This window comes from Sphingobacterium puteale (assembly GCF_003627955.1).
GTDB lineage: Bacteria > Bacteroidota > Bacteroidia > Sphingobacteriales > Sphingobacteriaceae > Sphingobacterium > Sphingobacterium puteale.
Map to the genome: position 1 here is coordinate 342,447 of NZ_RBWS01000006.1, position 24,249 is coordinate 366,695.

A 24,249-nucleotide genomic window follows, 5' to 3' on the forward strand; every position below is an offset into this window, starting at 1 on the left:
TTTTGTTACCGGAACATCAAGCAGTATATCTGCCAAAAGTTATCATGCTGCAAACCTACTGCAAACTAACAACAATCTTACCGGTTGTATGGTTTGTCTCCATTTCCTGATGGGCTAGCGCCATTTCTTCAAGTTTAAATGTTTTTGAAACGTGCGGTCGAAGGATACCCTTGGACATTAAATGGGCCAAAGCTTTTATGTCCGTTCCACTTGATATTACTGCGTTGTAGAAAATGTTTACATTTTTTTCTTTTGCCAAAACTTCCCATTTTGTTCCCTCGATGTGGTTCCATAAACTCAGTAGGTTACCGCCCTGTTTTAGCACCTTGATGGTCTGCTCGATATGCTCATCACGCAAGGCCTCAATTACATAATCCACAGGCTGAAGGATATCCAGAAAATTTGTTGTCTGATAATCTATAAATTCATCCGCACCAAGTTCCATAAGAAGCTCTTTTTTTGAACCTGAGGCTATCGCAATAACATATGCTCCGAAGCTCTTTGCAATCTGTATGGCCAGATGCCCGACTCCGCCACCTGCTGCTGTAATCAGAACACGGTCTCCGGATTTAATTTTGACTTTATTTAGAGGTTGCCAAGTCGTTAAAGCTGCAAGAGGTGCGGCCGCAGCTTGCTGATAAGAGATACTCTCTGGTTTCAGCGCAATATCCTTGACACGGGCAACTACATATTCTGCATACCCTTTGGCATGTCCCGGGCTGCTGGAAGTCGGGAAATTGAGCAGACCAAAAACTGCGTTTCCTACTGCAAAGTCTGAGACACCTTCACCCAGCTCCACAATATCACCTGCGATATCCCAGCCCAGTATTTTTGGTGATTCACCGTTAAATATATAATCTAATGCTACATTTTCCCTAGCATAAATATCTGTTGGGTTAATCCCTATGGAATTTACTTTTACTAATACTTCATCTTTTCCAGGACTTGGAATGGGTAGATCTTTTAATTCCAATTGCGAAATATCGCCCTGTTTTTTTAAAATAATTGCTTTCATTTTTCTGTATTAAAAACTAATACAAAATTAGGAAGATTGCACTGTCAATTTATTGGCAATATCATCAATGATACTAAGCGCCGGGCGTTGTTTGTCAGTAAAACTTTTTAAAGAGGTCAAACCATGATGGAGCACCGAAAGCTCTTATCAATCAAAAATTCTTGATCAAGTAAGGCCAATTTAAATAGCTGTATGAGCCCAGCATGCTGTACAATAAAAAGATACAGGTCAGTAAATGCCTGCATCTTTTTATTTAGGAAGCAATTATAATATAATGGACACGTTAAGAACCGAATTTAATTTTCCAAAGTACTTAACGCCCAGTCCTCAAAATGAATCTTGCCTGCATTATATTTTTCAGCAGGGACGAGCAGTGATCTAGGAACAACAAGATGCATATATTTGCTGTCCTCGTCAGAAACAACCCTTATGGGCTTCCCGGATATCGCAATATATTTTGCCACAAAATCATCCATATTTGCCCTTGTAGGCCCAGCAATCTCTACCGTACCATTTTTAGGCTCTTCGAGTGCAAACTGTACAATGTAATCTGTGACATCTTCCAGGGCAATGGGCTGGTAGTCGATCTTCGAAACGAATACCTCGTCAGCCTGTCCCTGAACGGCAATGATGGCATCAGTATGCTCATAAAACTGTGTTGAACGAATGATTGTATAAGGTATTCCCGAGTTTTTGATGTTGTCTTCCTGATGTTTCTTTGCGCGAAGATATCCTATCTCCAGCGCATCGTCTGTTCCGACAATGGAAAGTACGAGGTGATGCCTGATGTTTGCAGCCAGCTCCGCTTTTACCAGATTCTTTCCTGCGGTCTGAAAAAAGCGGATTGCATTTTCTTCTTCAGGAGAGGAGGAATTGGATAGATCGATTACTATTTCCGTATTTTCCAATGCTTGCGAAAGACCTTCTCCGGTCATGAGATCTACTCCATGTGAAGGTGAACCAATGATTACCTGATGACCAAGGTTTGCCAGTTTTTTTGTGACCAGCCTTCCAGTAAGACCTGTACCACCGATTACTAAAATTTTCATATGTGAACTATTTAATTTTGTGAAATTGATTAAAATAAGCTGCGCACCTGTACGCCGAATGGATTTCCAAACCAGCACCGCCAATATCCGTCCCGTCCTTTCTTTACGTAATCGCTTGAAGTTCCGGCAATATTTACTTTTTCGCCGTTATTTCCTGTCCCAGTGATTCTCCAATGCAGGACCAATGAGGCCAGATTATCGGTCGAATAAATATTCCTGGCAACAATTTCTATCGGCAATCCAAAACCGAAGGACTGCTGCAGCTCATGGGCGATCGCTATTTTTCCGCGTTTGGGCTCACCGCTGGTACTGATAACGACTGCATCATCCTCATAGAAGCCGAGCATGGTTTCAATATCCCTGGAATTAAAATGATCCAAAAGAGAATCGACAATTCCTTCAGGGGTGGTTGATAATTTATAAGTCGGACTTTCTGCCAAATTATGACCTTCCATAACACCTAAGAATTAATATTATGCGATATACTATACCGTACAGTGTATCTATAGTGCAAAATTGATCAAAAAATGAATGCAGGAAAACTGACAAACAAAGGTAAAAGGTGGACAAAAAAAGAAGCAGGGTCTAAGTTCAATAGGATAGGATCGTCTAATCCAGGTCTGGATTGGAACGTAGTGTCTTTCTGTAATCACCCGGTGATCGGCCAGCTTTTTTTGTGAAAAGCCTGATAAAATACTTGGTATCTTTATAACCTAGCTGGACCGAAATTTCCTTAATACTCAATCGCGAATAATAGAGCAGGCGCTGTGCTTCGCTTAGTATTTCCTTCTGGATCAGTGCCGATGCAGATAAGCCCGTCACTTTTTTAACAACATCGTTTAGGTGGGCCACGGAGATATTTAACCTTTGGGCATATGCTGAGGGGCGTTTAAGACTGCGGTAATCACTCCTTACAAGATTTCTGAATTCGTTGGTTATACTTATAACCCGGGGGCTATGACTTATGGAACCAGCTGCTAATTTGCGCTGGTGACAAATTACTGCCTGGGCTATAAAAGCTGACAGCAAGGGCTGTTGCACTTCCTTACTTGCGGTATTGTTTATACGGTCCAAATTTTTCAGGGAGTCTAGGATTGCCGTAAACCATTGTTGCTCGGGCGCTGAGAGTGACAATATAATGGTTTCATTTAAAGATGCATCAAGTATGTCCTTGGCTGACCTGGTCATATGATGACCTTCAAAAGAAATGTAATAGCCAGATGCCCCTAAAGCCGTGGTGATCTGATGTACCTGGTGCGGTGGGCAGACAAAAAGTGTTCCTGCAGGCATGGTCAGCTGTTCAAAATCAAATAGGACTTCCAGCTGTCCCGCATCAACAAGCATGCAGGTATAATGGTCATGCCGATGCGGATTCAGCGCTTTTAGGATGCCCGGCGTTGAACCGTCCCATATTCCAACGGCAATGCTGCTGCTGGAATCCATGCTGTTCACTAAAATGGGATCTCTTTTTGGCATGTGGCGCAATTTTAAATTCAAATTTAGTTCATATACTTTAAGAATTCCTATCGATCGCATTTTATTACCCTGATTTTCTAATTATTTATATATAGACCATAAGATCTATAAACGAATTTCGGAAGGCCTTTGGTCACGGATGGTATTTTCGACCGGATTTCCGAGTATTCACACTGCCGCACAGGTGCTATCATCGCCACCGATATCAAGGGATACAGCAATGCTTCCAAGATCTTTCTTACCGGTTAAAGCATATTTAATGATATCAATACTTTCATTTTTAACTTTTTGAATGACTTGATGATCATGGGGATCAATTCCCGTGACGCTCGTGACGATGGTGTCAATCTTAAAATTCGTTTTTCGAGGTTTATTCACAACATGGGCTGTCTGCAACCTCATCAGTTCTATAGCAGGCTGAAGATCCGGTAGGCGGTGGTGAAAGAATGTTTGAGCGGATTGGTTTGTGCCGGTTCGTGTACTGGAGGTCCATATGACGTTCACTATTCTGGGGCTTAGGGATTTTCTTAGCAGTTCAGTTAATTTGTTGACAATGCCTTTGGTCCCGGCATCGTTAACCTCAAAAATTCCTTTTCCGGAATCAGGATGAGCTGATAGACCATACGTTGACATAAAGAACGTATCAATGGTGTTGTTGATCAGAACATCCAAAGAATTGATCAGTATGCCGATTTCTTGCCCCGCTGCGTCTATCGAGGATTCGCTGCTGATGTCTACATAAAAAATATCTACGGTGCCAATACCTTCAGCAGCGAGTTCTTTGACGACTTGTTCACCGATTGCAAGGTCAGAACATCCAATATAGACAAAATAATTCTCATCAGCTAGCTTTCTTGCCATTTCAAGGGAGATTATCTTATTTGCTCCGGTTATTAATGCTGTTCTCATATAAATAATGCTTGTTTATGATATCTTTTTAAAATGTGATTAACGCTATGACTTAAAATTTACACAGTATCATCATTATGTATCATGCAAATAAAGATAAATCAGGTTCGATCAGTACGGGAAATTAAGATGAAGCGGGCAAATTGCCGATTGAAGCAGGCGGGCAAAGCTATTATTTATTCCTACGAAAAGAGGAGAATTAGTACCTTTGACCAGATACTAAATGAATCTTTATTGAACAGATTTTATGACAGCGATCGGGTACTATCTGGGATTTTAATTCATGCATTTCTAAGTTTTCTTTGATGTTTTTTTGCTTTCTTCTATTTAAAAATAACGTATGTCAAAACAGTATCGAATATTGGGTGTGATAATTTCATTGGCAATAGGACTTGCCATATTGCCGATAAAATTGACCTCAGAAGATCTGCACTCAGGTAATTTGTTTTTAGCCGCTCGTACAATCAGATATACGTTTACTGCAGGGATACTGGCTTTTCTCCTTCACCTTTATCTTAACCGCAACATATTTGCGGCGAGATGGATTGTGGTAGAATATATTTTAAGAATTATAGTTATCGCTTTGATTATCTGTTTGACTTCTATCGTAGTCGATGTAATTTTCAACAAATTTGTTAAAGAATCTTCTTTTACTATTGCAAAAGAGGATCTAAATTGGTACCTGGTCATTCTACGGTGCTTATTGGTCAGCACTGTGCAGTTCTTTGTAGTTTTTTATCTGCAATTGGTAGAAGAAAGCCAAAGGCGTCGTCTGGAAATAGAGAAGCTCAATCGATCGCAGCTGGAAGCTAACTTATCCAATCTGAAAGAGCAAATGAATCCACATTTCTTGTTTAACACGTTGAACACCTTAAGTGCAATAACAAACGATGTAAAAGTGAAGGATTATGTCTCTGAAATTGCAAACGTTTACCGGTATATGCTCATTCATAATAAATTGAACCTTGTTCCTCTGGAAAGTGAATTGAGTTTTATAAATTCCTACTTATATATTATAAAAACTAGATTTGGCAATTCTTTAAATATAAACATTCGGATAGACGAATGTATCTTGCCGACGAAGATCCCGCCACTGAGCCTGCAGTTGCTGCTTGAAAATGCAATTAAACATAATGTAGCTTCCCTTGATAGTCCATTAGCTATAGATGTATATAATGATTCCGAAAATATTATTGTCAGCAATAGCCTGCTGCCAAAGAAAACTAACTACCATTCGACTGGCGTTGGTTTAAATAATTTATTAAACCGTTATCAGCTTTTATTTAAACAAGATATCATTATAGAGCAGAATACGGCTGTGTTCAGCGTAAAGTTACCCATTATAAAATCATGAAAATTCTGATCATAGAAGATGAAATAAATTCTGCCAAAGAGCTCGAAAGGATTTTGGTAAAGCTTGATATACAAAACGAAGTTACAGCTATTCTTGACTCTGTGAAAGCGAGTATTGAGTATTTGCAACAACATGATTCTCCTGATCTGATATTTTCAGATATTCAATTGGCGGATGGGATGTGTTTTGAGATCTATAGCGAAGTCACTGTAAATAGCCCGATCATTTTTTGTACGGCCTATGACGAATATATGCTTGATGCCTTTGAAACGAATGCCGTTAGTTATTTATTGAAACCAATCACTGAGGTGATGGTTGAGAAGGCCCTTGGAAAGCTCAAGCGTTTAAAATCTGCTTTTGAGCCGGCCATTTTAAAAAGATCTATTGACCGCTTGAGTGAAAAATTTAAGGCTTCTTACAAAAAGTCAATACTCGTGGAGCAGCGTGAGAAGATAATACCAATTTCAGTACATGATATTGCCTGCTTATTTTTGGAGAATACAGTGATCAGGATTATAACGCTAACGAGCCAGCAATACTTCATGGCTTCGACATTGGATGAGCTCGAGAGAATGCTCGATCCTGAATCTTTTTACCGGGCGAATCGACAGTATATTATTAATCGCCTTTCTATTGCAAATATAGAACGATTTTTTTCCCGAAAGCTTATTTGTAGACTTACAGTAGAAACACCAGAGACTATTGTTGTCAGCAAAGCGAATTCTTCAGATTTCTTGAGATGGTTGGAAGGGGGGACGACAAAAACCAGATAACACCAAAAAGTGAAACCATCTGGTGTTATTCTTTGGCAATGCAGGGTATTTTACTTCGCAAACAGTGCTTTTTTCAAAACAGTTGCTGCATCCAGCACGGATTCCTGTACAGCGTGGATGTGCGCCAGCGGATTCAGCATCCCGTAATCGTGGATAAAGCCTTTATACTCAGTAATAGTGGTTGGCACACCGGCGTCATCCAATTTTCTTCCATATGCGACACCTTCATCATGCAAAATATCATTCTCGGCCACCTGAACAAGTGCGGGAGGCAAACCTTTCAGTTCTTCCAGAGAAGCTTTCAGTGGTGAGGCGTATTTGTTGTCCCGCTCTTTCAAGTCAGGCAGATAATTGTCCCACATCCATTTCATCAATGGGGTTGTCAAAAATCTTTCCTGCGCAAATTTTGTATAAGAAGCTCTGCTGAAGTCTGAGTCTGTTACGGGCCATAGGAGCACCTGTTGTTTTAGTTTGGGACCATTGTTGTCTTTGGCCATTAAGGAAACCACTGCGGCCATGTTTCCACCGACACTGTTTCCGGCAACAGCAAGCTTACTTGCGTCAACTCCGATTTCTTTTCCATGTTCGGCGACCCATTTTGTCGCGGCATAAGCCTGATTGATGGCTACCGGAAATCTGGCTTCCGGAGATGGGGTGTAATCCGGGAAAACGGCTACCGCACCGCTGTTGACAACCAGGTCACGAACCAGTCTTCTATGGGTAGGGTAGTCTCCCAATACCCATCCACCGCCGTGGAAGAACATAAATACGGGTAGTCCGGCCTGTGCACCTTTGGGTTTTACGATGTGGATTTTTATGGTCTGTCCGTCCGCTATGATTGTTTTTTCGGACTCCTGGATATCGGAATAATCGAAGCTTACCGATTTTTGAGCTCCAACCAGAACCAGCCTGGCATCTTTCGGTGAGAGGGTTTCCAGCGGTTTTCCGCCGCCGCCGTTCAAAGCTTTTAAGAATGCTCTTGTTTCCCGGCCAATGTTGGGGTCCTGAGATGCTGGGTTTGATTGTGCCATGATATTGGAATTTAAGATGGCGAGTGCCGCCAATGTTAAAACTTTTGAATAGATTGTTTTCATTGTGATTATTTTTTAAGGTTGATGTTTAAAATGATTTTGAAGCTGAATGCTGCGCTTACTGGACAGGTTTTTTCTGCTTCTCTGGCAATTTTTTCAAATTCTTCGGCCGAGATGCCGTCCACTTCTGCATCGAGTAACAGTTCGGACTGTGTGATCTTTCCATTATCTAAGGTAATGATGGATTTTGTCTCCAGTCTTTCAGGAGTATAACCAGCCTGTGTGAGATCCAGGCTCAGCTTCATTGTAAAGCATCCTGCGTGGGCCGCAGCAAGCAGTTCTTCGGGATTTGTGCCTAGGCCTTCAGCGAAACGGCTGTTGAATGAATACTGGGTCTGGTTCAGAACGGAACTTTGTGTTGTCAGATGTCCGTTTCCTTCTTTGATGGTGCCGTTCCAAACGGCCGTTGCATTACGTTTCATACGCTTTATTTTTGATTGTTAATTTCTTATAGGACAAAGATATGTCATATAGGCAATCAAAATAAAGAGTAAAAAGTCGATATAAATTGTACTTTTTTCCTTTTGTGGTCTAATTTTTAATTTCTTTCCGAAAAGCCGCAGGAGTTTTTCCTGATTTCTGCGTAAAAATCCGGTTGAAGTAAGCCGGGTCTTCATAACCCAATTGATAAGCGATTTCCTTTATAGTGAGCTCGCTGTAAAGGAGCAGGCGTTTGGCCTCAAGGACGATCCTGTTTTTGATCATCTCGTTCGGATTTTCAAGATTCAGTTTATGGAATTTGTTGGAAAGCGTTTTCGGCGCCAGATTCAGCAGGTCTGCATAATCGGCCACACTGTGTTTTTCCTTGTAGTGGATATTTACCAACCGGCTGAAGTTCCTGAAAAAATCCTGATCCGTGCCGACGAGGTCAAGCTTTTCGTTTTGGAGGTTCTGCTTTTTCCACTGCCTCGTCGCACGGATGATAATCTGTTTGAGGTATGTTCTGATCATTTCTTCTGAAGAGCGATCCTGAACATGAAGCTCATCGCTGATCTGAGCGAATAGTTGGGAAATTGTTTGCAGTTCATCGCCCTGCAGATCCACTGTCGGGTTTTCAAAAATATTATTGAACAACAGCCCGTCACAAGCGACCTCCTCATCGTGGATCTGAATACAGTAGAAATCCCTGTTGTAATGGATTAAAAAGGCTTTATTTTCATTGGCCGACTGAACGTCAAGATATTGATTGGTATTAATGAAAAGCAATGTGGGATTTTGGGTTTCATAAGCAGTGAAGTCCACGGTCAGTGCATAACCCGCTGGAACGAGCAATACTTTGATATAATGCCGAAAAGTTTCGCCGTTAACAAGATCCAGGGAAGAGGAATCAAAAGAAATCAGGCCTAATTTCTTATATTTCGATTCGAAAATGGAGGTAGCACTGTTCATAAGGACGTTTGTTTATGTTCAAATGTATCTCTTTTGCCTATAAAACTAAAATAAACGATATAATTTGCAGCAGATTTCAGAAAAAATAATAAAGATATCACTCGTTCTTCCCATCAATTAGCTTTCATATATTGAAGAATGAATTTATTGCCTAACGCTACAGTCTTAAAGTTTGATTTTTGTAAAATAGCCATATCTATGCTTGATCCATTGTGTCTGTCATCATCTTATTTACGATTAGCCATTGGCCATTGATATGATGAAATGAAAGGAATTCATGGTAGTAATAATGGTACATTTTAACTTTCACTTCTGCTACAGCAATTGAGTTTATGACAGAAATTTTGATAATTTCGCCATGGAAAGGCTGACTAGAGTCCTTTGGGCTTTGGCGATGCGCCACCACGTCAAGATATTCTGCTAGTCTTTTGAAATAAGGCTGTCCCTTTACATCACCTAGAAGTAAAGCATCGGAGTAAAATGCCTGTTCCAAGCGTTGCACATCCCCTAAATATATTCCCTGGAAATAGTAATCCTCCAGGGTCGTTTTGATTGCTAAGCTGTTCATATTTGTATTATTCATCGCGGTGTTAATTTGTGCTTTGCTATCCGGGCGTAAACCGAAAAGCAAAGCTGTTAGTATAATTATTTTCATTATTTTAAATTGTGGCCGGCGCCCATACCGCCGTCGACATTAATGATCGCACCATTAATAAAGTTGCTTTTTGCAACTGTGTAAATCATTTCTGCGACATCATCTACTTCACCGATCCGGTTGACCAAATGTATACCGGCCATGCTATCACCATTTTCGCCGTGCATCGGAGTTCGGATCACGCCCGGAGCAATTGTATTGACCCGAATATTTCGGCAACCGAATTCAGCCGCTAATTGTATAGTGAGCGCATGGATGGCGCCTTTGCTTGCCACAGGTGCTGTGGCGGGAGCACCTCCCAAAGCATGGTTCACCAGTGGCGTCCCGATATTGATGACCACGCCGTGTCCCTGTTTTAACATTTCCGGCATTACAGCTTGTGTGGTAAAAAATGTTCCTTTCAAGTTGGTGTTTAAAAAAGTGTCAAGGTAATTCTCATCCACCTCTAGAAATGGTCTATTCCCAAAAATGCCGGCATTGTTAATCAATACATCCACTTTGCCAAATTGTTTTAGAGCCAGACCAACGAGCTGTTCTCCAGTTTCTTTATGACTGATATCGCCGGCAACCCGGGCCAGCCGTGGACCACCACCTAGCCTGTAAAACGTTTGTTCGAGCTTTTCGGGGGTTGCCGAATTGATGACAACATTGTCTCCTCGGTCAAGAAAATATTTGGCCGCTGCCTCGCCAATACCCGACGAAGCTCCTGTTATGATAATTGTTTGTGTGTTCATCGTTCTATTTTTTATCGGCAGTAATGCCGTTTTCACGTAATATTGATACTTGCTCACCGGCGTAGCCCCAGTCGTCCAATTCAACTTCCTGGATAACCACATGTGTTAAGTGGGGATCCTTGTTCAAGATCGTTGTGAACAGGTCGGTAATTCCTTTTATAAGCTGTTGCTTTTGTTCGCGGGTAATATGTTCTTTGGTTAATTCTATTTTTATAAATGGCATATCTTTGCTTATTATGCAACAGCGATACTTTCGCTCGCTATGGCGGTTAATGAAATAGTAAGTTCAAATTCGTTGTAGATCAACGTGTCCCCAAGGTTCTGAAAAAAGTTGCCCGAACGGAATTTCATGTCATATTTAGTCCGGTCTATTACAACGCTTGTTTTCGCCGCCAAAGTTTGGTCATTAACAATAACATCAATGTTAAATGTTACTTTCTGTGTAATTCCCTTAATTGTCAGATCAGCGGTGCAGCTATTATGATTTGAAGATGATATAATCAGGCTGGCTTCTGGATATTTTTCGGAATTAAAAAAGTCTTCAGAAGCCAGATGTCCGGCAAATTGTGCATTCGTGACAGGATCTGTTATATCCATTATCTTAATGGATCTGGTGTCTACTATAAATTCCCCAGCTGTAATTTCCCCGTCATTTAATGTGAGCTGACCGCTTTTTAAATTTATTGTACCATTGTGGCTGCCAGTTACTTTTTTGCCTACCCAGTTGATCCGGCTTTCTGTCGTTGAAATGATGATTTTTTGTGTTTTCATTACCTTGTATTTAATTTGTTGAAAAAATTATACTACAAAGTAACGCTACTGTGTTGAACTGATAACGTGACCTATGTCACATTCTGATTCTCTACTGTAAAGTAGGATGATTTGATGAAAGCAACTTGTGCGAGGGGAATCTGCTCTAGTGGGAATTGCTCTCCCTGCTGTTTATTTTTTGAATAAGTCAGCATGTTCCGTCGTTTCTCTTATTAGTGATTGCATCAGTTCAGATGCATTTCGGTGTTTCAGTATCGGTGCGATCTGACCGCTCCATAGGAAGAGAAATTCTGGCCACTGCTGTTCCAGTGCAGCTTTTCGGAGTGAAGACATGATCGATGTCTGTAGTGGAAAGGGGAGGGCTGCTATTTCGCCGTCCGGCAATTGTTTGGTTATAAGAGAACGAATCCCTCGTCCAAGTCTACCGGTATAGGCCCTGCTGAGGGTGGTGTATTTTGCATGGTCAGAAAAAAGCATATCACGATGTAGTGGAATAGCACCCGATTCCTCACAGGCCAGAAAGGCCGTTCCGATTTGGACAGCATCCGCGCCTAAGATCAGAGCTGCGGTTATTCCTTTTGCATTTGCTATTCCACCGGCAGCTATAACCGGGGTTTTCACTTTTTCGCGGATCAGTTGTAAAAGTGTGAATGTACCCATTAGGGACGATTCGGCTTTTTCAAGAAAGGAGGGACGGTGCCCCCCTGCTTCAAATCCAGATGCGATGATGGCGTCTACACCTGAATTCTCCAGAACAATTGCCTCATCCAACGTTGTCGCCGTCCCTATAGTTATGATCCCTTTGCTTTGGCATTCTTCCATTACGGATACGGGCAAAGTGCCAAATATAAAACTGAAAACCTTTGGACGGATATCCAATATCACATCGAGCTGATTTGCAAAACGAGATTGAAATGCCGCCGGTTTCGTAGGGAAATCAATGTTCAACGCATTAAAATAAGGTTCGAAGATTGCCTTGGCTCGCTCATATTGCTGATCAGAAATACCATCGTCGGCCATATCCGTATCAGACACCCACAGATTCAGGTTATAGGGACCAGCCGTTGCGGATTTTATCTTATCGTTGACATCGACAATTTCCTGGGGGCTGAGGGTATAAGCGCCAAATCCGCCCAGTCCGCCCGCATTGGACACGGCGGCCGCCAATTCGACCGAAGAGAGATTACCTCCAAAAGGTCCCTGCAAAATGGGGTAGTCGATACCCAATAACTGACTGATTTTTGTGTTGTTCCACATGTTAAACTGCATTAATTATTTCCAAAATAAGCTATTAACCAAGTCAATCCAAGGTGATCTAGATCACATTTTTTGGGCATTATAGAGACGGCTCAGGGTTTCTCTGGACACACCTAGATAAGCCGCTATCAAGTGTTTCGGGACTAAGTTATACAATTGGGGATACATTTGCAGTAACTCTTCATATCGGGTCTTGGCATTATTATTCATGAAGGATAGCAGACGTTTTTGGGAAGCCACGTAGCCACCATTTGTGCGCCAGCGAAAAAAATGTTCCAGTTGATGAATTTCACCACATAGTTTTTCCCGGTCTTCATTCGATAGGCACAATAGTTCGACATCCGTTATGCAGTCCAGGTTTACAGTCGCTTTGGACTGCGTATATAAGGCATTATAATCAGACGCCCACCAGGTAGGCATAGCAAATTGTAGGATGTGCATTTTTATATCTTCATTGATATAGAATGTCTTTAAGCAGCCCGTAATTACAAAATATTCATAATTTACCTGATCACCCTCCTGAATAATTACCTGTCCTTTTTTGAATGACAGCGGTTTAAAATGCTCAAATACATAATCATATTCAGGATCTGTGAGCATAGCATGTTTGGCGATGTGTGCCCGTAGCATTTCTTTGGCATCCATAATTGACTTAACTTAACATATTATATCGTTTTTTTGACATGAAATTAGACGATATAGATTTTTATAAATCCAAATTACTGAAAAAAACTCACTCCATTCACACGAAAGTTTTTTATGTTTTTGTTTGATCGTGCATGACCGCAGATTGCAATACTCCACAAAAGCAGATACAATGTATTCGCGTTGCTCATCTGTTCATTTGGCACGTCTGCGTAGGCCAAGGTATTTAAGCGTGTAAATAAAAGCGACCGTTTCAGTTGGAAGAAGAATTAAACATCTGCCTGAATGCTAAAGGTGAAACATTGGTTTTTTTCTTAAACAGTTTGTTGAACGATTGTGGATGTTCAAAACCGAGGTTATAGGCAATTTCTGCCACGGATAGGCTTGTTGTCGTGAGTTTTTCCTTGGCCTGTTCAATTAACTTATCGTGAATGTGCTGCTGTGTGTTTTTACCGGTAACTGAACGTAGTAAATCGCTTAAATAACGGGCCGAAACATGGAGGCCCTCTGCTAAATACTCTACGGTCGGAAGCCCCTGTTTTAGGGTTTCTTCGCTGTCGAAATAATTATCCAGCAATTTTTCTAATTGGGTCAGCAGCGCATGGTTAACCGCTTTTCGTGTGATAAATTGACGCTCATAGAAACGGTTGCTGTATTGCAAGAGCATTTCAATTTGCGACAAAATAATTCCTTGGGTATGCTTGTCGATATGCTGATATTCCTGTTCGATTTTAAGAAAAATTTCTATAATGTCTTTTTCTTCCCGTTCGGAAAGATGTAATGCTTCATTAAGCGCATACGAAAAGAAATTGTAGTTTTTTATTTTGGTAGCTAGGGGGTGGGTATACAAAAAATCAGGGTGAAATAGGAGCATGTAACCTTTTCCACATTCGACATTCATCTTTCTGATTTCGGCAATCGTTAACGATTGGATCTGCTTGGGCGCAATAAAATTCATTGTTCCTTTGTCGAAATCGTAATATTGTTGGCCGTACTTTAATTTTGCGGTTACATCTTTTTTTAAGGAAATGCTATAGAAATTTATGTAGAACTGCTCCCAGATGTCGCTTTCATCAGGTTTAATTCCAGCTACATCGATGACACTGATGAGTGGATGTAAAGGAGCCGGCAAGGACAATTGCCGATGAAATTCGGATATGGAATTGATACTATGCATCGTTTTTGTTATACAAATTTACAAAAAACAACTGCCTGTAGAGGCAGTTGCTGATTTAAAAAATTAGGCCTCAAATTGTGTTGCGATTTCTTGCCTGAATGCTTCTTTTCCGATTTGTAGTCGTCTTTCATAGAGCGCATGTGCATCTTCGCCAGCCAGATAACGTATTTGGTCTTTATTGTCCGTGGCGGCTTCATACACCACTTGGGCAATTTGCTCGGCCGTGGATGCATTTTGCATCATCAAACCCATTTGTTCGAACAGTTTGTCTTCAATGTCCTGATAGTCGGAAGTTCGGTTCATATCCAAAGAACGGCCAGCAAAATCTGTTGCTATTCCGCCCGGAGCAACTGTTTTGATTGCTATTCCAAACTTTTTCAATTCAAAGGACATGCTTTCGCTCCAGCCCTCCAAAGCGAATTTTGTCGCATGATACATGGAATGTAGCGGGAATCCCATAAATCCACCAATTGATGTGGTCGAAATAAATAAACCACTTTTCTGTGCTTTAAAATGGGGAATAAAGGCTTGTGTAACGCGCAATACCCCCAACAGATTCGTGTTGATCTGGCGAAGTATTTTTTCGTCACTCAATGTTTCAAACGCTCCCATTAACCCATAACCTGCATTATTGAAAACGACATCAATTTTGCTTAAAGAGATTGCTTTTGCTACAGTTTCTTTGATCTGGGCAGGATCGGTAACATCCAATTTTAATAGTGTAATGTTTTCGATCTCGGTAAGTTCGGTTTCATTTTCGGGATTTCGCATGGTTGCGATCACATTCCAACCCGCCTGTTGAAATAGTTTGGCAGTTGCTTTTCCCAGACCGGAAGAAGCTCCTGTAATGAAAATTGTCTTTTGCATCGTGTTATTGTTTGATTCCATACCACAAATGTCTAAAGAAGGCGTAGGGTATCTGTTTCCAAATTGAGCTTGATTGTAGCCAAAATGACGAAATCAAAATGTGTGAAAAAAATCATCGCCAATGGAGCGGAAAATTCATCGACTTTGGCACGATTATTTGTTGATATTCGTTATAAAAATAATGCAATGTTAAGCTGATTATTGCTCGGTTTTATATTTTTTGGCGTATTCGTATTGGCGTAATTGCTGTATGTTGAAAATTTTAGAAGATCTATATTTATGCAAGGGACAATTGACGGGATAAGCGGGGAACCACATCGTTCACAGGTGTTCCGTTTAACTTACAAAGGACAGGATTATCAGCTGGTGTTGCTGAAAAAGTCTTTATCAAAGCTCGATACGGAACTGCCAATTTTGCTCGACGGAATTGAGCAAAAATTAGTAAAAAGAGGTGACTGCTGGTTTTTTGAAAACAGGCATTCGGATCAGCACTTTGCGACAGAGATTTGGCGCAATTTATCGCTTCGATATCGCCTTTGAGGCCAAAATGACGATTGTACAGCTGCCCAAGGTTGCCTAAGGCTTCGCATATGGCAATCATTCAATCCGGCTAGTTGTATGGCAACTATCAAGACCGACACCTTTTGGATATTTTGCACTACATTGATGCGTCTCATGCACAAATTCGGGTGAGATGGCTAGATTTTCACTTCCGCCGCTGTTTTTGGTCCCAACCGATACCAAGCTTTTAAATCCGCCCGACGAGTTGATAAAATTAGCTCTGTATCTTCTCCCAAATGCAGCCATTGCGTTTTCATTATAAATCATGGTTTATAAATTCTTATTTTTAAGGTTTAGCTATTCTGTTTATCATGCCCCTGAATATGAATGCTGCATTCCGAAAGCGGAAGAAAGAATCGCATGTAAAGTAAGGGGGCGATCTTGACAGGTCTAAAATCGAGATATCGCTAGCGAATAGTAATTGTTACCTGCCAAATATTAAACAATACGAGGATACGATTGGCAAAAACTGTAATTTCCCTGAAGAAATAACGTTCAAGAGAACGCCATGACTTAATTTAAAACAATAAAGATGAGAAAACATTCGTATATAACACTTCTTTTTATCGCCGCGGTCGGTAGCCTCCGTGCGCAAACGGTGACAACAAAATTGGTTCCGATACATTTAGCTGCAAGTTTTGACCGTGTAAAAGAAGCTATTCCAGATATTTCCGACCAGTTGCTGGATAGTAAAATGCTGATCAGACCCTTAGCGAGTACAGATACTACGGCGAGTTTTGAAATTGAAGAACAGGGGATAAGCATTGAAACTCTTGTTGATAATGAAAAAGAATATAACAAATTGGTCTCAGCAGCAGCAAATGACGTTTCCAAACCAAGTATTCATATATTGTATCATTATACTTTAAAGGATAAAAAATCAAGAGTGAAGCCACCAAGAAAAATCTTTTTCTTTCCTGAGTATGGGGTAATCTGGACGTTGACCGTACGAAAAATAGCAGAAAAGGAAACGAAGATTGTACTTGAGTATAAATCGCTGGCGTCCGCATTTGCGGAAAAAATTGAAAGCGAATTTAAAGGCGATCATTATTACAACAACAAAATGGTGAAAATTGCGGTCAATGACAAGCGAATGCGTACCCTAATCGAGCAGATTTTGATTAATCAAATGCATGTCGACAGGGATTATCCCGCACCGACATATCCAGCGCGCAATTAGTTATCTGTTTGGTTTGAATTTCGGAAAGTAAACAGAGATTTTAGAGATTTTTTTCCTGCGCTCAGGGCCGCCCTGAAGCTCATATAGTGAGAGTCGGGCAAGCGAGCAGATGTTCGTCTATGTAGCATGGGACCATTTAAATAAAACATGATGAAAATATTTTGGAAGATCGTTCAATGTTTGGTGCTTGTCGGCTTCATGATTGTCTTTGTTTTTGTAATGAATAGCTACCGCTATTTGATCTATGCGCTAATGGGCGCTTTTGCGCTCTATTTTCCGTTGAGAAAAATAATTATTGGCAAATTAAGCAATCTGGATGGCAGCAGGAAAGCCCAATATGAAGTCAACGGTAGACCCGTTAATATGCAAATGAGTAAGCTTAGTGCCTTTGTCGTTTTGTTGGTCCTTATTTATGTTATTATCGTTACCGTCTTTTCCATGAGTCCGTATTTGGAGCGGAAAGAGTTTAGCGTGACGCATTCAAGCTGGGTAGCGGTAACACCGTCCATCCTGAAATTTGTGTGTGAATTTCAGGGCGGGCGGACCAAATACGCATATCTCGATCTGGAATACCAGTTTACCGCCGATGGACAGTCCTATGGAAAAAAGATTGTTAAGGCCGAAAAGCTGTATTCATTTTTCCCAATTTGGGGAAAGCGGGGCCCTGAACAAATGCAGATTGAACTGTTAAATAGGGTAACCCAAAAAAATATAGCGAAAGAGCCCGTCTTGTATTATAACCCAAATGATCCGACGCAGCACAAGTTTTTTTTGGCGAACGATCGCTTTTATCCGCAGGGAGTAATGCTATATAATTTATTGTTTGTGTTTTCCATTGTATTTTTAATCATTGTACTTACAGCTGTTTTGTTTAATATAAAACTATAGTATAAAAATCAAATCATCTAGCCATGAAAAAAAACTTGTTATTACTTGCAATTTTTCCGCTTATAATATGCAACGGGCAAAGTAAGTCCCCAGTAAATGGATTTGTAAACAGCGTAGACCTGAAGGGAAAGGTTTGGCATGTCGGCAAAAGCCATGGGATAGATGAGCCTGGCGGAATAATATTTTCCACTGACATCTATTTATATTTTCTGGATAAAGACCGTATTCAAATGACCTATTCCCAATATACGCCAAGCGTTGGTTTTCATAGCATAACGACAAATGGAATTTATTTTATTGAACGGAAAAACGAAGTTTCTATCATCATTTTAGAATCAAAAGAGGCATTGGACCGGAGTAAAGTTACAATAGGCGAGCACGAAGTGCAGCTTTTTTTATACGCAATGAATCGGCTCCGAAATCCCGATGAACCAGCAGTCGACATAATGACATTGCCAGAAATAAAAACGTATCGTTTTACCGTCACCAATTATTTGCCAAATGGAGATTTTAGGACTGAGCTTAACCTATTCGACGAAAGGCAGGTGACTTATCCTTTCGGAATTTACACTTTTGATGGCAATAAAACTGTAAAACAACCATAATAAGCTATTCCGTTATTTATCGTTCAAATTATCCATCCCTAATTAAAATCCTCCGATTCGCTCATCTACAAGCTTTATTCGCTCAGTTTTAGCTGAATATATCCTAAAAAAAGAGTAGATTTAATAGAATTAATTTAATGGGCCAATTATGATTCGAGCAATAATAATTGATGACGAAGTGAAAGGAAGCACGTTACTTCATCATAAGCTGAAAGATTTTGCCGAAGACCTGACCGTTACGCATATTTTTAACGATCCAGTCCTTGCGTTGCGGGAGCTTGTGGCGCTCCAACCTGATGTGGTTTTTTTGGATGTCGAAATGCCCGTAATGGATGGATTTCAGTTGTTGGAGAATATCGGACAATTTGAATTTGAGATTATTTTTGTCACAGCCTATCAGGTATATACGTTAGAGGCACTACGTGCTAATGCGTTGGATTTTTTATTAAAACCCGTTGACCCCGAGGAGTTAAGCTGCGCCGTCCGCAAACTCAAATATAAGATCCTAAATAAAAGAAAGCTCGCTTCAAGTTTGACCCATCGCGGTACCGATCACATGAAAATTTCACTGCCAACCATTGAAGGTATCTATTTTGTCAAAAAAAGCGATATCATCAAGGTCGAAGCCATGAGCAATTACTCTGTATTCTACCAAGTGAACGGAACCAAAATAATTGTCTCTAAAACGCTCAAAGAGTATGAACCATTGCTGGAAATGGACAGCTTTATACGAGTAAACCGAAGTGTTATAGTCAACCTGGACTATGTATTGCGTTACAAAAAAGGGGATGGTGGAACATTGGAGCTCGAAGATGGTTCTGAAATTGAGGTCTCCTCTTCTAAAAAAAGCCTGGTCATCGAAAGGTTGATAGGTCATTAAATTGATATTATGAGATTGAGGTTCTTTATATTTTGCTGGTCAATTGCCTTAATGCTGCTATCTACTTCCAGGGCGCAACATAGAACCTATAATCTCATTCATTTTTCAGCTGAATCGGGCCTCCCGAGCAACGAGGTACGTGGACTGGCAACTGACGCACAGGGGATCGTGTGGATATCGACCAATAAAGGGCTGGCTTTTTACGATGGCAAACAGATACATCATATCCCATTTAATCAATTAGGTTTGGGCTTTACCAATGACCTGGGGAAGATTGCTATCGACGCTCATGGACGTATATGGATGGCAACTGATAATCAGGGGCTATTGTGCTACGATAAACGTAAGCCCCTGGACAAATCAATTACATACTATCCGGTGCGGCTGGATCAATCCATTCTTAAAAATGAATTGTATGAGGTCTTTGCCAGTAAATCGGGCTTGATTTATTTTGGAGGGCAAGAGATGGACCTACAGGTTTTGGATCCCAATACCCAAAAGATAAAACGGGTTGTATTTCCCTTAAGTAAAAAAGATGGTGCTCTGAACATCTACTGCATTAGAGAAGATAGTCGTGGCATACTTTGGATCGGAACGCGCTACGAGGGGTTCTTTAGTTATGATCCCCGCAGTGGCAGTATAAAAAACTTCAATCTGAATCAGCCAGATGAAAATGCGGTCTCCAGCTTTGTCTTTCGAAAAAACGAAATCTATAGTATGTACTATGATCATGATCTGGTCAAGTATATGCCTAAGAACGGCTCGTTAAAGGCTAACTTGCTTGGCGAACAAAAATGCAAAGAATTTTATGATAATGCCTATCCAGCAATGATTTTTGACCCCAACCGGGATGAGATCATTGCCGGGCATGTGTCCAAAGGGATCACGGTGTATAAACCTGAGACGGGACAGCAGCAGCAGATAAAATGGAGCGAATTATGTCCCAAATGCGAATTGCCCATCAAAGTAAATGTCATGCTCAAGACGAACAATGGATACTGGTTGGGTACTACGAATGGTCTTTTTTGGTATGAAGAGTCGATGAACAAGGTCAATCAGCTGGTTCCAGCTGATAAGGAACCCATTATCGATGTTTTTAAAATAGGAAACAACCTTTGGTATAGGACGGCATATAATTTTGGTCTATTGAGTACCGATCTCAAGAAAAAGCTATCCACTTTCTCTTTAAACGGTATAAAAATGAGTCAAATCAATGTAATTGATGGGGTTATCTATTTTTCGAGCTTCTATAATGGATTATTTTATTTTGACACCGCACAAAAACAGGCGATTCGCCCACTAAAAATCATAGGTAATAAATTCGGTTTTGATTTTGGCGACTGCAATACTGTGTTAAAAGATACCATTGATAGCAAGCTGTTTTTATGGATCGGTACTTGGAATAATGGATTATATAGATATGATCTGTCCAATAAAACGATAGTACGTTACGACAAGAGCAAAGGTTTGCCGAGCAATAAAATTGTAAATATGGGGCGGGATAACGACCAATCCATTTGGCTGGGGATGGATGGACATGGACTCATCCAATTACTGGATAAGAAAAAATTTCGCTGGCGCCAGTTTGTCCAATTGAAAGAACATGGAGGCTTGCCTTCTAATAAGGTGATTGCTTTTTCACCGGGCCATCGGGATACGCTATGGTGCAGTACCGGCGCCAGTGGACTGAGTGCAATCACAAAAAAAAATAATACCGTATTTATTCAATATTATCCGGATAAAAATGACTTTCCACACAATTTTGTCAATGACATTAAACGGGATCAATTAGGACGACTGTGGTTACGTAGCAACGATGGATTGATGGTTTTTGATCCCAGTACAAAGTCTTTTGTTCAGTTGGCTCATGGAAAGGGGATAATCCCTCCATTACCAGTCAAGACTTACGCCGTCTCGCTGGTCGATAATGATTTGATCTTCTGTACCTCAAATGGCCTTTTGCGGACGGGTTTAAAAAACCTGAATTTTAAATCCGCAGTTTTGGAAAAACCGCTGTTCAGTAAATTTCACATTGCAAACAAGGATTATAGCCATTTGTTATTTCATGGTCCAACAGTAGAGCTTCGACCCGAGGAAAATAGTTTTGCTATAGATATTTCCCATCCTGACGCCGCCTTACGGGAATATATTTTTGCCTACCGTCTGAAAGATGTAGATCCGGACTGGGTGGTTGGCAAAGAAGATCCGCAAGCTGTATACAACAATTTGCCCGGCGGAAATTATATCTTCGAAGCTAAACTGGGAGATAAATATGGACAATGGTCCCCCGAAATCGCAAGGCTCAATATTCAGCTGCAGTCGAAATGGTTTGAGACAGTATGGTTTAAGACCTTGGTACTTTTGACAGGTATTGGTATCGTCATTGGTGTATTTTTGTTTCGACTGCGCCAACAGAAAAAGATCAATGAGATCCAATTGGCTTATACCGACCGATTACAAGATGAATTGGCTGCCAACGAAAGAAAAATCAAGGAACAGGCAAAGATCCTGGAAATTGAAAAGGAGGAGAAGCTGGAAGCTGATTTTAGAAAGAAATTAATCGAAAGTGAGCTGAAAGCGATCCGTTCACAGATGAACCCCCATTTTATTTTCAACGTATTTAATTCTATCGAAGCCTATGTCATTGAAAACGATTCAAAAAGTGCCAGCCACCTGATTCATAAATTTGCGACCCTGAGCAGGATTGTGTTGGAAAATTCCAGATCTTCTTTGGTGAAGATCAGCTCTGAGCTTCATCTGATCAAATTGTATCTGGAACTGGAGCAAGACCGTTTTGCGTATAGCTTTTCATTTGAGATACATGTCGATCCGCATTTGGATATTCATGACAAGAAAATACCCTCTATGCTGATTCAACCCCTGATAGAAAATGCCGTCCACCATGGTATCCGACACTTGGTGGACCGTCGGGGTAAAATCCGGATAAACTTGATGCAAACTCCAACATCTATACAGATCGAAGTTTTGGATAATGGTGTTGGCTTTGACCAGGCACAACAGACAAAACACCAAAACTTCAAAACCACTTCTTTTGGTTTAAAAGGGGTACACGACCGGCTGAGTCTACTTAATGATAAATCGTCAGATCGCACAGCGCTATTGACCGTAACTTCTTTACCCCAGGAGCATGAATTTAGTACCATGATCAGTATTTCCCTACCTGTCATTCGCTTGAACCAGGAAGATTGATATGCTACATAGCAATTCTGCGTAATTTTTGATGAATAATTTCTCAGCTTTTGCTCAAAAAGAAACCCTCTTCACTCATTTTAAAACGCTGTTCACTCATTCTCTAAAAATCTTGTGAATTAAATTATTCTATTTGTTTGGGTATTACAGTGGGATTAGCCCCAAGTCTACACCAATTAAGAACTATAATTTAATCAGATATGAAAACGCTATCAGTTCATCGTTTTTTTCTAGTCAATTTGATATTCGCCTTTTTGTTTGCCTGCACCAAAGAGGGCGATGTTGGTCCACAAGGCCTGGAAGGCTTAAGTGGCACAAAGATTTATACGGGTAATGCCGTTCCTGATGTAAAGCTCGGAATAGCCGGTGACTTTTATTTCCAACTGACGAATAGTGATTTTTACGGTCCGAAAACAACAACAGGATGGGGGGATCCTGTCAACCTTCGTGGCGCCACAGGTGCTGTTGGTGCTACAGGTGCTACTGGATCAACAGGTGCTCCCGGAACCCCGGGTTCTAAAATACTAAATGGCAGCACCGCCCCGGCCAGTACGCTTGGGCAGATCGGTGATTATTACCTCAATCGGAGCACGACCGATTTATATGGTCCCAAAACTGCGTCAGGTTGGGGGATAGCCCTTAATCTTAAGGGGGCCAATGGCACCAAAATCTATAATGGATCCATAGCCCCAGCGGCGAGTTTGGGCCTCAATGGCGATTATTATTTCCGCACCACCACAGGGCAGCTATACGGCCCCAAAACGGATGCTGGATGGGGTATGCCAATTAGTCTGATCGGCGCCAAAGGTGCAGATGGTACTGATGGAACAAATGGAGCTACAATCCTTGCGGGTACATCTGTCCCAGATGCGGGAATCGGCAAGCTGGGCGATTTTTACTTTCGCAACAATACAGGTGATTTCTACGGTCCAAAAACGGCTAATGGCTGGGGCAATGCCACCAGTCTCAAAGGGACAAATGGCCTAAATGGCGCGCCAGGATCGCAGATCTTGAGTGGTATTGCTGTGCCAGCAATGTCATTGGGCCGAATCGGCGATTTTTACTTCCGCACCAGTACCAGTGATTTCTATGGACCAAAGACAGCGACAACCTGGGGTATGCCTGTTAATTTAAAGGGTGCCACGGGTGCTGCGGGATCGAATGGAACAAATGGTTCGCCAGGATCCAAAATTCATAATGGTTATGGCAGCCCACAGGATACGCTCGGAAGGGCAGGTGATTATTACATCAGTATTGCTACTGGAAACTTGTATGGTCCCAAAACCACCAGCGGCTGGGGCGGTCCCATCCTAAATTTAAGAGGTCCGGCAGGGGCACAGACGGATGTCATCTACAGTGAATGGCGAAAGCTCAATAATGTGTACCAATCACCAAGTTCAGGAAATATCAGCGGCGACCTTTTTGTCGCAGAATTTAAGGACAATCCCAAGCTCCTTGACGAAGCTGCGATACTGGTCTATGTACGGGAGGATGCCGGCGAGAAAGGATCATTTATCAGCCAGCTCAATTGCACGGGCCGTCTTTACAATTGGGTTGATTACGGTTTTTCTCTGGATCAAGTCAACGCATTGATCAGAATCTTTATGACAAATACGGCATTCGATATCAGCGAAAAGGAGGTGGAGAGCAATCTACAATTCCGTTTTGTGATCATTCCGGGTAACAAAAATGCGTACGGACTGGCCAAAGCATTGCCCAAGGATTATAATCAACTCAAAGTCATGTATAAGATCGCTGATTAG

At 41.2% G+C, this 24,249-nt stretch carries 26 protein-coding genes; 9 read left to right on the forward strand and 17 right to left on the reverse strand.

Annotation, left to right across the window (positions count from 1 at the left end; all coding sequences use genetic code 11):
- Positions 1–55: 55 nt before the first annotated feature.
- From D7322_RS08810 to D7322_RS08830, 5 genes are all read right to left on the reverse strand, one after another.
- Complete coding sequence (locus D7322_RS08810) at positions 56–1,015, reverse strand: NADP-dependent oxidoreductase (protein WP_121123302.1); 960 nt, start codon at positions 1,013–1,015, stop codon at positions 56–58.
- A gap of 296 nt (positions 1,016–1,311) precedes the next feature.
- Positions 1,312–2,064 (reverse strand): SDR family oxidoreductase, encoded by a 753-nt coding sequence (locus D7322_RS08815; protein WP_121123304.1) that lies wholly within the window; start codon positions 2,062–2,064, stop codon positions 1,312–1,314.
- A gap of 29 nt (positions 2,065–2,093) precedes the next feature.
- Complete coding sequence (locus D7322_RS08820) at positions 2,094–2,519, reverse strand: YybH family protein (RefSeq protein ID WP_121123306.1); 426 nt, start codon at positions 2,517–2,519, stop codon at positions 2,094–2,096.
- Between the two features lie 154 nt (positions 2,520–2,673).
- On the reverse strand, positions 2,674–3,540 hold the full coding sequence (locus tag D7322_RS08825) for an AraC family transcriptional regulator (RefSeq protein WP_183078652.1): 867 nt from the start codon (positions 3,538–3,540) through the stop codon (positions 2,674–2,676).
- Positions 3,541–3,708: 168 nt separating this feature from the next.
- Positions 3,709–4,449, reverse strand: coding sequence for an SDR family NAD(P)-dependent oxidoreductase (locus tag D7322_RS08830; RefSeq protein ID WP_121123310.1), 741 nt, complete (start codon positions 4,447–4,449; stop codon positions 3,709–3,711).
- A 340-nt stretch (positions 4,450–4,789) separates the two neighbouring features.
- Between D7322_RS08830 and D7322_RS08840 the strand changes: the two genes are divergently transcribed.
- Both D7322_RS08840 and D7322_RS08845 read left to right on the forward strand, forming a co-directional pair.
- A complete protein-coding gene (locus D7322_RS08840) occupies positions 4,790–5,803 on the forward strand; it encodes a sensor histidine kinase (protein ID WP_121123314.1) in 1,014 nt (337 codons plus the stop codon).
- Positions 5,800–6,576 carry a LytR/AlgR family response regulator transcription factor gene (locus D7322_RS08845; protein ID WP_121123316.1) on the forward strand — a complete coding sequence of 259 codons (777 nt, stop codon included), beginning with the start codon at positions 5,800–5,802 and terminating at the stop codon, positions 6,574–6,576. The genes D7322_RS08840 and D7322_RS08845 overlap by 4 nt, the downstream gene beginning before the upstream one ends.
- 50 nt (positions 6,577–6,626) lie before the next feature.
- Here D7322_RS08845 and D7322_RS08850 read toward each other — a convergent pair whose 3' ends face one another.
- The 11 genes from D7322_RS08850 to D7322_RS08900 form a co-directional block, all read right to left on the reverse strand.
- The gene (locus D7322_RS08850) at positions 6,627–7,670 is read right to left on the reverse strand and encodes an alpha/beta hydrolase (RefSeq protein WP_121123318.1); all 1,044 of its coding nucleotides are present in this window, start codon (positions 7,668–7,670) and stop codon (positions 6,627–6,629) included.
- Between the two features lie 5 nt (positions 7,671–7,675).
- Positions 7,676–8,089, reverse strand: coding sequence for an OsmC family protein (locus D7322_RS08855; RefSeq protein ID WP_121123320.1), 414 nt, complete (start codon positions 8,087–8,089; stop codon positions 7,676–7,678).
- A gap of 109 nt (positions 8,090–8,198) precedes the next feature.
- Entirely contained in the window at positions 8,199–9,056 is an 858-nt protein-coding gene (locus tag D7322_RS08860; protein ID WP_121123322.1) for a helix-turn-helix domain-containing protein, read from the reverse strand.
- A gap of 196 nt (positions 9,057–9,252) precedes the next feature.
- Positions 9,253–9,711 carry a nuclear transport factor 2 family protein gene (locus D7322_RS08865; RefSeq protein ID WP_121123324.1) on the reverse strand — a complete coding sequence of 153 codons (459 nt, stop codon included), beginning with the start codon at positions 9,709–9,711 and terminating at the stop codon, positions 9,253–9,255.
- Positions 9,711–10,445, reverse strand: a complete 735-nt coding sequence (locus tag D7322_RS08870; RefSeq protein ID WP_121123326.1) for an SDR family NAD(P)-dependent oxidoreductase — start codon at positions 10,443–10,445, stop codon at positions 9,711–9,713. Before D7322_RS08870 ends, D7322_RS08865 begins: the two co-directional genes overlap by 1 nt.
- A gap of 4 nt (positions 10,446–10,449) precedes the next feature.
- Complete coding sequence (locus D7322_RS08875) at positions 10,450–10,668, reverse strand: tautomerase family protein (RefSeq protein ID WP_121123328.1); 219 nt, start codon at positions 10,666–10,668, stop codon at positions 10,450–10,452.
- Positions 10,669–10,679: 11 nt separating this feature from the next.
- On the reverse strand, positions 10,680–11,216 hold the full coding sequence (locus D7322_RS08880) for a YceI family protein (protein ID WP_121123330.1): 537 nt from the start codon (positions 11,214–11,216) through the stop codon (positions 10,680–10,682).
- 171 nt (positions 11,217–11,387) lie between these two features.
- On the reverse strand, positions 11,388–12,473 hold the full coding sequence (locus tag D7322_RS08885) for an NAD(P)H-dependent flavin oxidoreductase (protein ID WP_121123332.1): 1,086 nt from the start codon (positions 12,471–12,473) through the stop codon (positions 11,388–11,390).
- Between the two features lie 63 nt (positions 12,474–12,536).
- Complete coding sequence (locus tag D7322_RS08890) at positions 12,537–13,118, reverse strand: Crp/Fnr family transcriptional regulator (RefSeq protein WP_121123334.1); 582 nt, start codon at positions 13,116–13,118, stop codon at positions 12,537–12,539.
- Between the two features lie 253 nt (positions 13,119–13,371).
- A complete protein-coding gene (locus D7322_RS08895) occupies positions 13,372–14,295 on the reverse strand; it encodes a helix-turn-helix domain-containing protein (RefSeq protein ID WP_121123336.1) in 924 nt (307 codons plus the stop codon).
- Positions 14,296–14,358: 63 nt separating this feature from the next.
- Positions 14,359–15,162: an SDR family oxidoreductase gene (locus D7322_RS08900; protein WP_121123512.1), complete on the reverse strand. Its 804-nt coding sequence runs from the start codon at positions 15,160–15,162 to the stop codon at positions 14,359–14,361.
- 279 nt (positions 15,163–15,441) lie between these two features.
- On the opposite strand from D7322_RS08900, the gene D7322_RS08905 reads away from it, so the two are divergent.
- Positions 15,442–15,702 carry a hypothetical protein gene (locus D7322_RS08905; protein WP_121123338.1) on the forward strand — a complete coding sequence of 87 codons (261 nt, stop codon included), beginning with the start codon at positions 15,442–15,444 and terminating at the stop codon, positions 15,700–15,702.
- Positions 15,703–15,759: 57 nt separating this feature from the next.
- Here D7322_RS08905 and D7322_RS08910 read toward each other — a convergent pair whose 3' ends face one another.
- Positions 15,760–15,990, reverse strand: a complete 231-nt coding sequence (locus tag D7322_RS08910; RefSeq protein WP_121123341.1) for a hypothetical protein — start codon at positions 15,988–15,990, stop codon at positions 15,760–15,762.
- Positions 15,991–16,255: 265 nt separating this feature from the next.
- Here D7322_RS08910 and D7322_RS08915 point away from each other — a divergent pair, with 265 nt between their 5' ends.
- From D7322_RS08915 to D7322_RS08940, 6 genes are all read left to right on the forward strand, one after another.
- Complete coding sequence (locus D7322_RS08915) at positions 16,256–16,903, forward strand: transcriptional regulator (RefSeq protein WP_121123343.1); 648 nt, start codon at positions 16,256–16,258, stop codon at positions 16,901–16,903.
- 147 nt (positions 16,904–17,050) lie between these two features.
- On the forward strand, positions 17,051–17,791 hold the full coding sequence (locus D7322_RS08920; protein WP_147430343.1) for a hypothetical protein: 741 nt from the start codon (positions 17,051–17,053) through the stop codon (positions 17,789–17,791).
- 23 nt (positions 17,792–17,814) lie between these two features.
- Positions 17,815–18,396, forward strand: a complete 582-nt coding sequence (locus D7322_RS08925) for a hypothetical protein (RefSeq protein WP_121123347.1) — start codon at positions 17,815–17,817, stop codon at positions 18,394–18,396.
- A gap of 148 nt (positions 18,397–18,544) precedes the next feature.
- The gene (locus D7322_RS08930) at positions 18,545–19,276 is read left to right on the forward strand and encodes a LytR/AlgR family response regulator transcription factor (protein WP_121123349.1); all 732 of its coding nucleotides are present in this window, start codon (positions 18,545–18,547) and stop codon (positions 19,274–19,276) included.
- A gap of 9 nt (positions 19,277–19,285) precedes the next feature.
- The gene (locus tag D7322_RS08935) at positions 19,286–22,486 is read left to right on the forward strand and encodes a ligand-binding sensor domain-containing protein (protein ID WP_121123351.1); all 3,201 of its coding nucleotides are present in this window, start codon (positions 19,286–19,288) and stop codon (positions 22,484–22,486) included.
- Between the two features lie 200 nt (positions 22,487–22,686).
- Positions 22,687–24,249 carry a hypothetical protein gene (locus D7322_RS08940; RefSeq protein WP_121123353.1) on the forward strand — a complete coding sequence of 521 codons (1,563 nt, stop codon included), beginning with the start codon at positions 22,687–22,689 and terminating at the stop codon, positions 24,247–24,249.

Excerpts from the sequence above, each read along its gene's own strand:
- D7322_RS08810 (WP_121123302.1), bottom strand. The coding sequence starts at position 1,015 with ATGAAAGCAATTATTTTAAAAAAACAGGGCGATATTTCGCAATTGGAA.
- D7322_RS08815 (WP_121123304.1), bottom strand. The coding sequence starts at position 2,064 with ATGAAAATTTTAGTAATCGGTGGTACAGGTCTTACTGGAAGGCTGGTC.
- D7322_RS08820 (WP_121123306.1), bottom strand. The coding sequence starts at position 2,519 with ATGGAAGGTCATAATTTGGCAGAAAGTCCGACTTATAAATTATCAACC.
- D7322_RS08825 (WP_183078652.1), bottom strand. The coding sequence starts at position 3,540 with ATGCCAAAAAGAGATCCCATTTTAGTGAACAGCATGGATTCCAGCAGC.
- D7322_RS08830 (WP_121123310.1), bottom strand. The coding sequence starts at position 4,449 with ATGAGAACAGCATTAATAACCGGAGCAAATAAGATAATCTCCCTTGAA.
- D7322_RS08840 (WP_121123314.1), top strand. The coding sequence starts at position 4,790 with ATGTCAAAACAGTATCGAATATTGGGTGTGATAATTTCATTGGCAATA.
- D7322_RS08845 (WP_121123316.1), top strand. The coding sequence starts at position 5,800 with ATGAAAATTCTGATCATAGAAGATGAAATAAATTCTGCCAAAGAGCTC.
- D7322_RS08850 (WP_121123318.1), bottom strand. The coding sequence starts at position 7,670 with ATGAAAACAATCTATTCAAAAGTTTTAACATTGGCGGCACTCGCCATC.
- D7322_RS08855 (WP_121123320.1), bottom strand. The coding sequence starts at position 8,089 with ATGAAACGTAATGCAACGGCCGTTTGGAACGGCACCATCAAAGAAGGA.
- D7322_RS08860 (WP_121123322.1), bottom strand. The coding sequence starts at position 9,056 with ATGAACAGTGCTACCTCCATTTTCGAATCGAAATATAAGAAATTAGGC.
- D7322_RS08865 (WP_121123324.1), bottom strand. The coding sequence starts at position 9,711 with ATGAAAATAATTATACTAACAGCTTTGCTTTTCGGTTTACGCCCGGAT.
- D7322_RS08870 (WP_121123326.1), bottom strand. The coding sequence starts at position 10,445 with ATGAACACACAAACAATTATCATAACAGGAGCTTCGTCGGGTATTGGC.
- D7322_RS08875 (WP_121123328.1), bottom strand. The coding sequence starts at position 10,668 with ATGCCATTTATAAAAATAGAATTAACCAAAGAACATATTACCCGCGAA.
- D7322_RS08880 (WP_121123330.1), bottom strand. The coding sequence starts at position 11,216 with ATGAAAACACAAAAAATCATCATTTCAACGACAGAAAGCCGGATCAAC.
- D7322_RS08885 (WP_121123332.1), bottom strand. The coding sequence starts at position 12,473 with ATGTGGAACAACACAAAAATCAGTCAGTTATTGGGTATCGACTACCCC.
- D7322_RS08890 (WP_121123334.1), bottom strand. The coding sequence starts at position 13,118 with ATGGATGCCAAAGAAATGCTACGGGCACACATCGCCAAACATGCTATG.
- D7322_RS08895 (WP_121123336.1), bottom strand. The coding sequence starts at position 14,295 with ATGCATAGTATCAATTCCATATCCGAATTTCATCGGCAATTGTCCTTG.
- D7322_RS08900 (WP_121123512.1), bottom strand. The coding sequence starts at position 15,162 with ATGCAAAAGACAATTTTCATTACAGGAGCTTCTTCCGGTCTGGGAAAA.
- D7322_RS08905 (WP_121123338.1), top strand. The coding sequence starts at position 15,442 with ATGCAAGGGACAATTGACGGGATAAGCGGGGAACCACATCGTTCACAG.
- D7322_RS08910 (WP_121123341.1), bottom strand. The coding sequence starts at position 15,990 with ATGATTTATAATGAAAACGCAATGGCTGCATTTGGGAGAAGATACAGA.
- D7322_RS08915 (WP_121123343.1), top strand. The coding sequence starts at position 16,256 with ATGAGAAAACATTCGTATATAACACTTCTTTTTATCGCCGCGGTCGGT.
- D7322_RS08920 (WP_147430343.1), top strand. The coding sequence starts at position 17,051 with ATGATGAAAATATTTTGGAAGATCGTTCAATGTTTGGTGCTTGTCGGC.
- D7322_RS08925 (WP_121123347.1), top strand. The coding sequence starts at position 17,815 with ATGAAAAAAAACTTGTTATTACTTGCAATTTTTCCGCTTATAATATGC.
- D7322_RS08930 (WP_121123349.1), top strand. The coding sequence starts at position 18,545 with ATGATTCGAGCAATAATAATTGATGACGAAGTGAAAGGAAGCACGTTA.
- D7322_RS08935 (WP_121123351.1), top strand. The coding sequence starts at position 19,286 with ATGAGATTGAGGTTCTTTATATTTTGCTGGTCAATTGCCTTAATGCTG.
- D7322_RS08940 (WP_121123353.1), top strand. The coding sequence starts at position 22,687 with ATGAAAACGCTATCAGTTCATCGTTTTTTTCTAGTCAATTTGATATTC.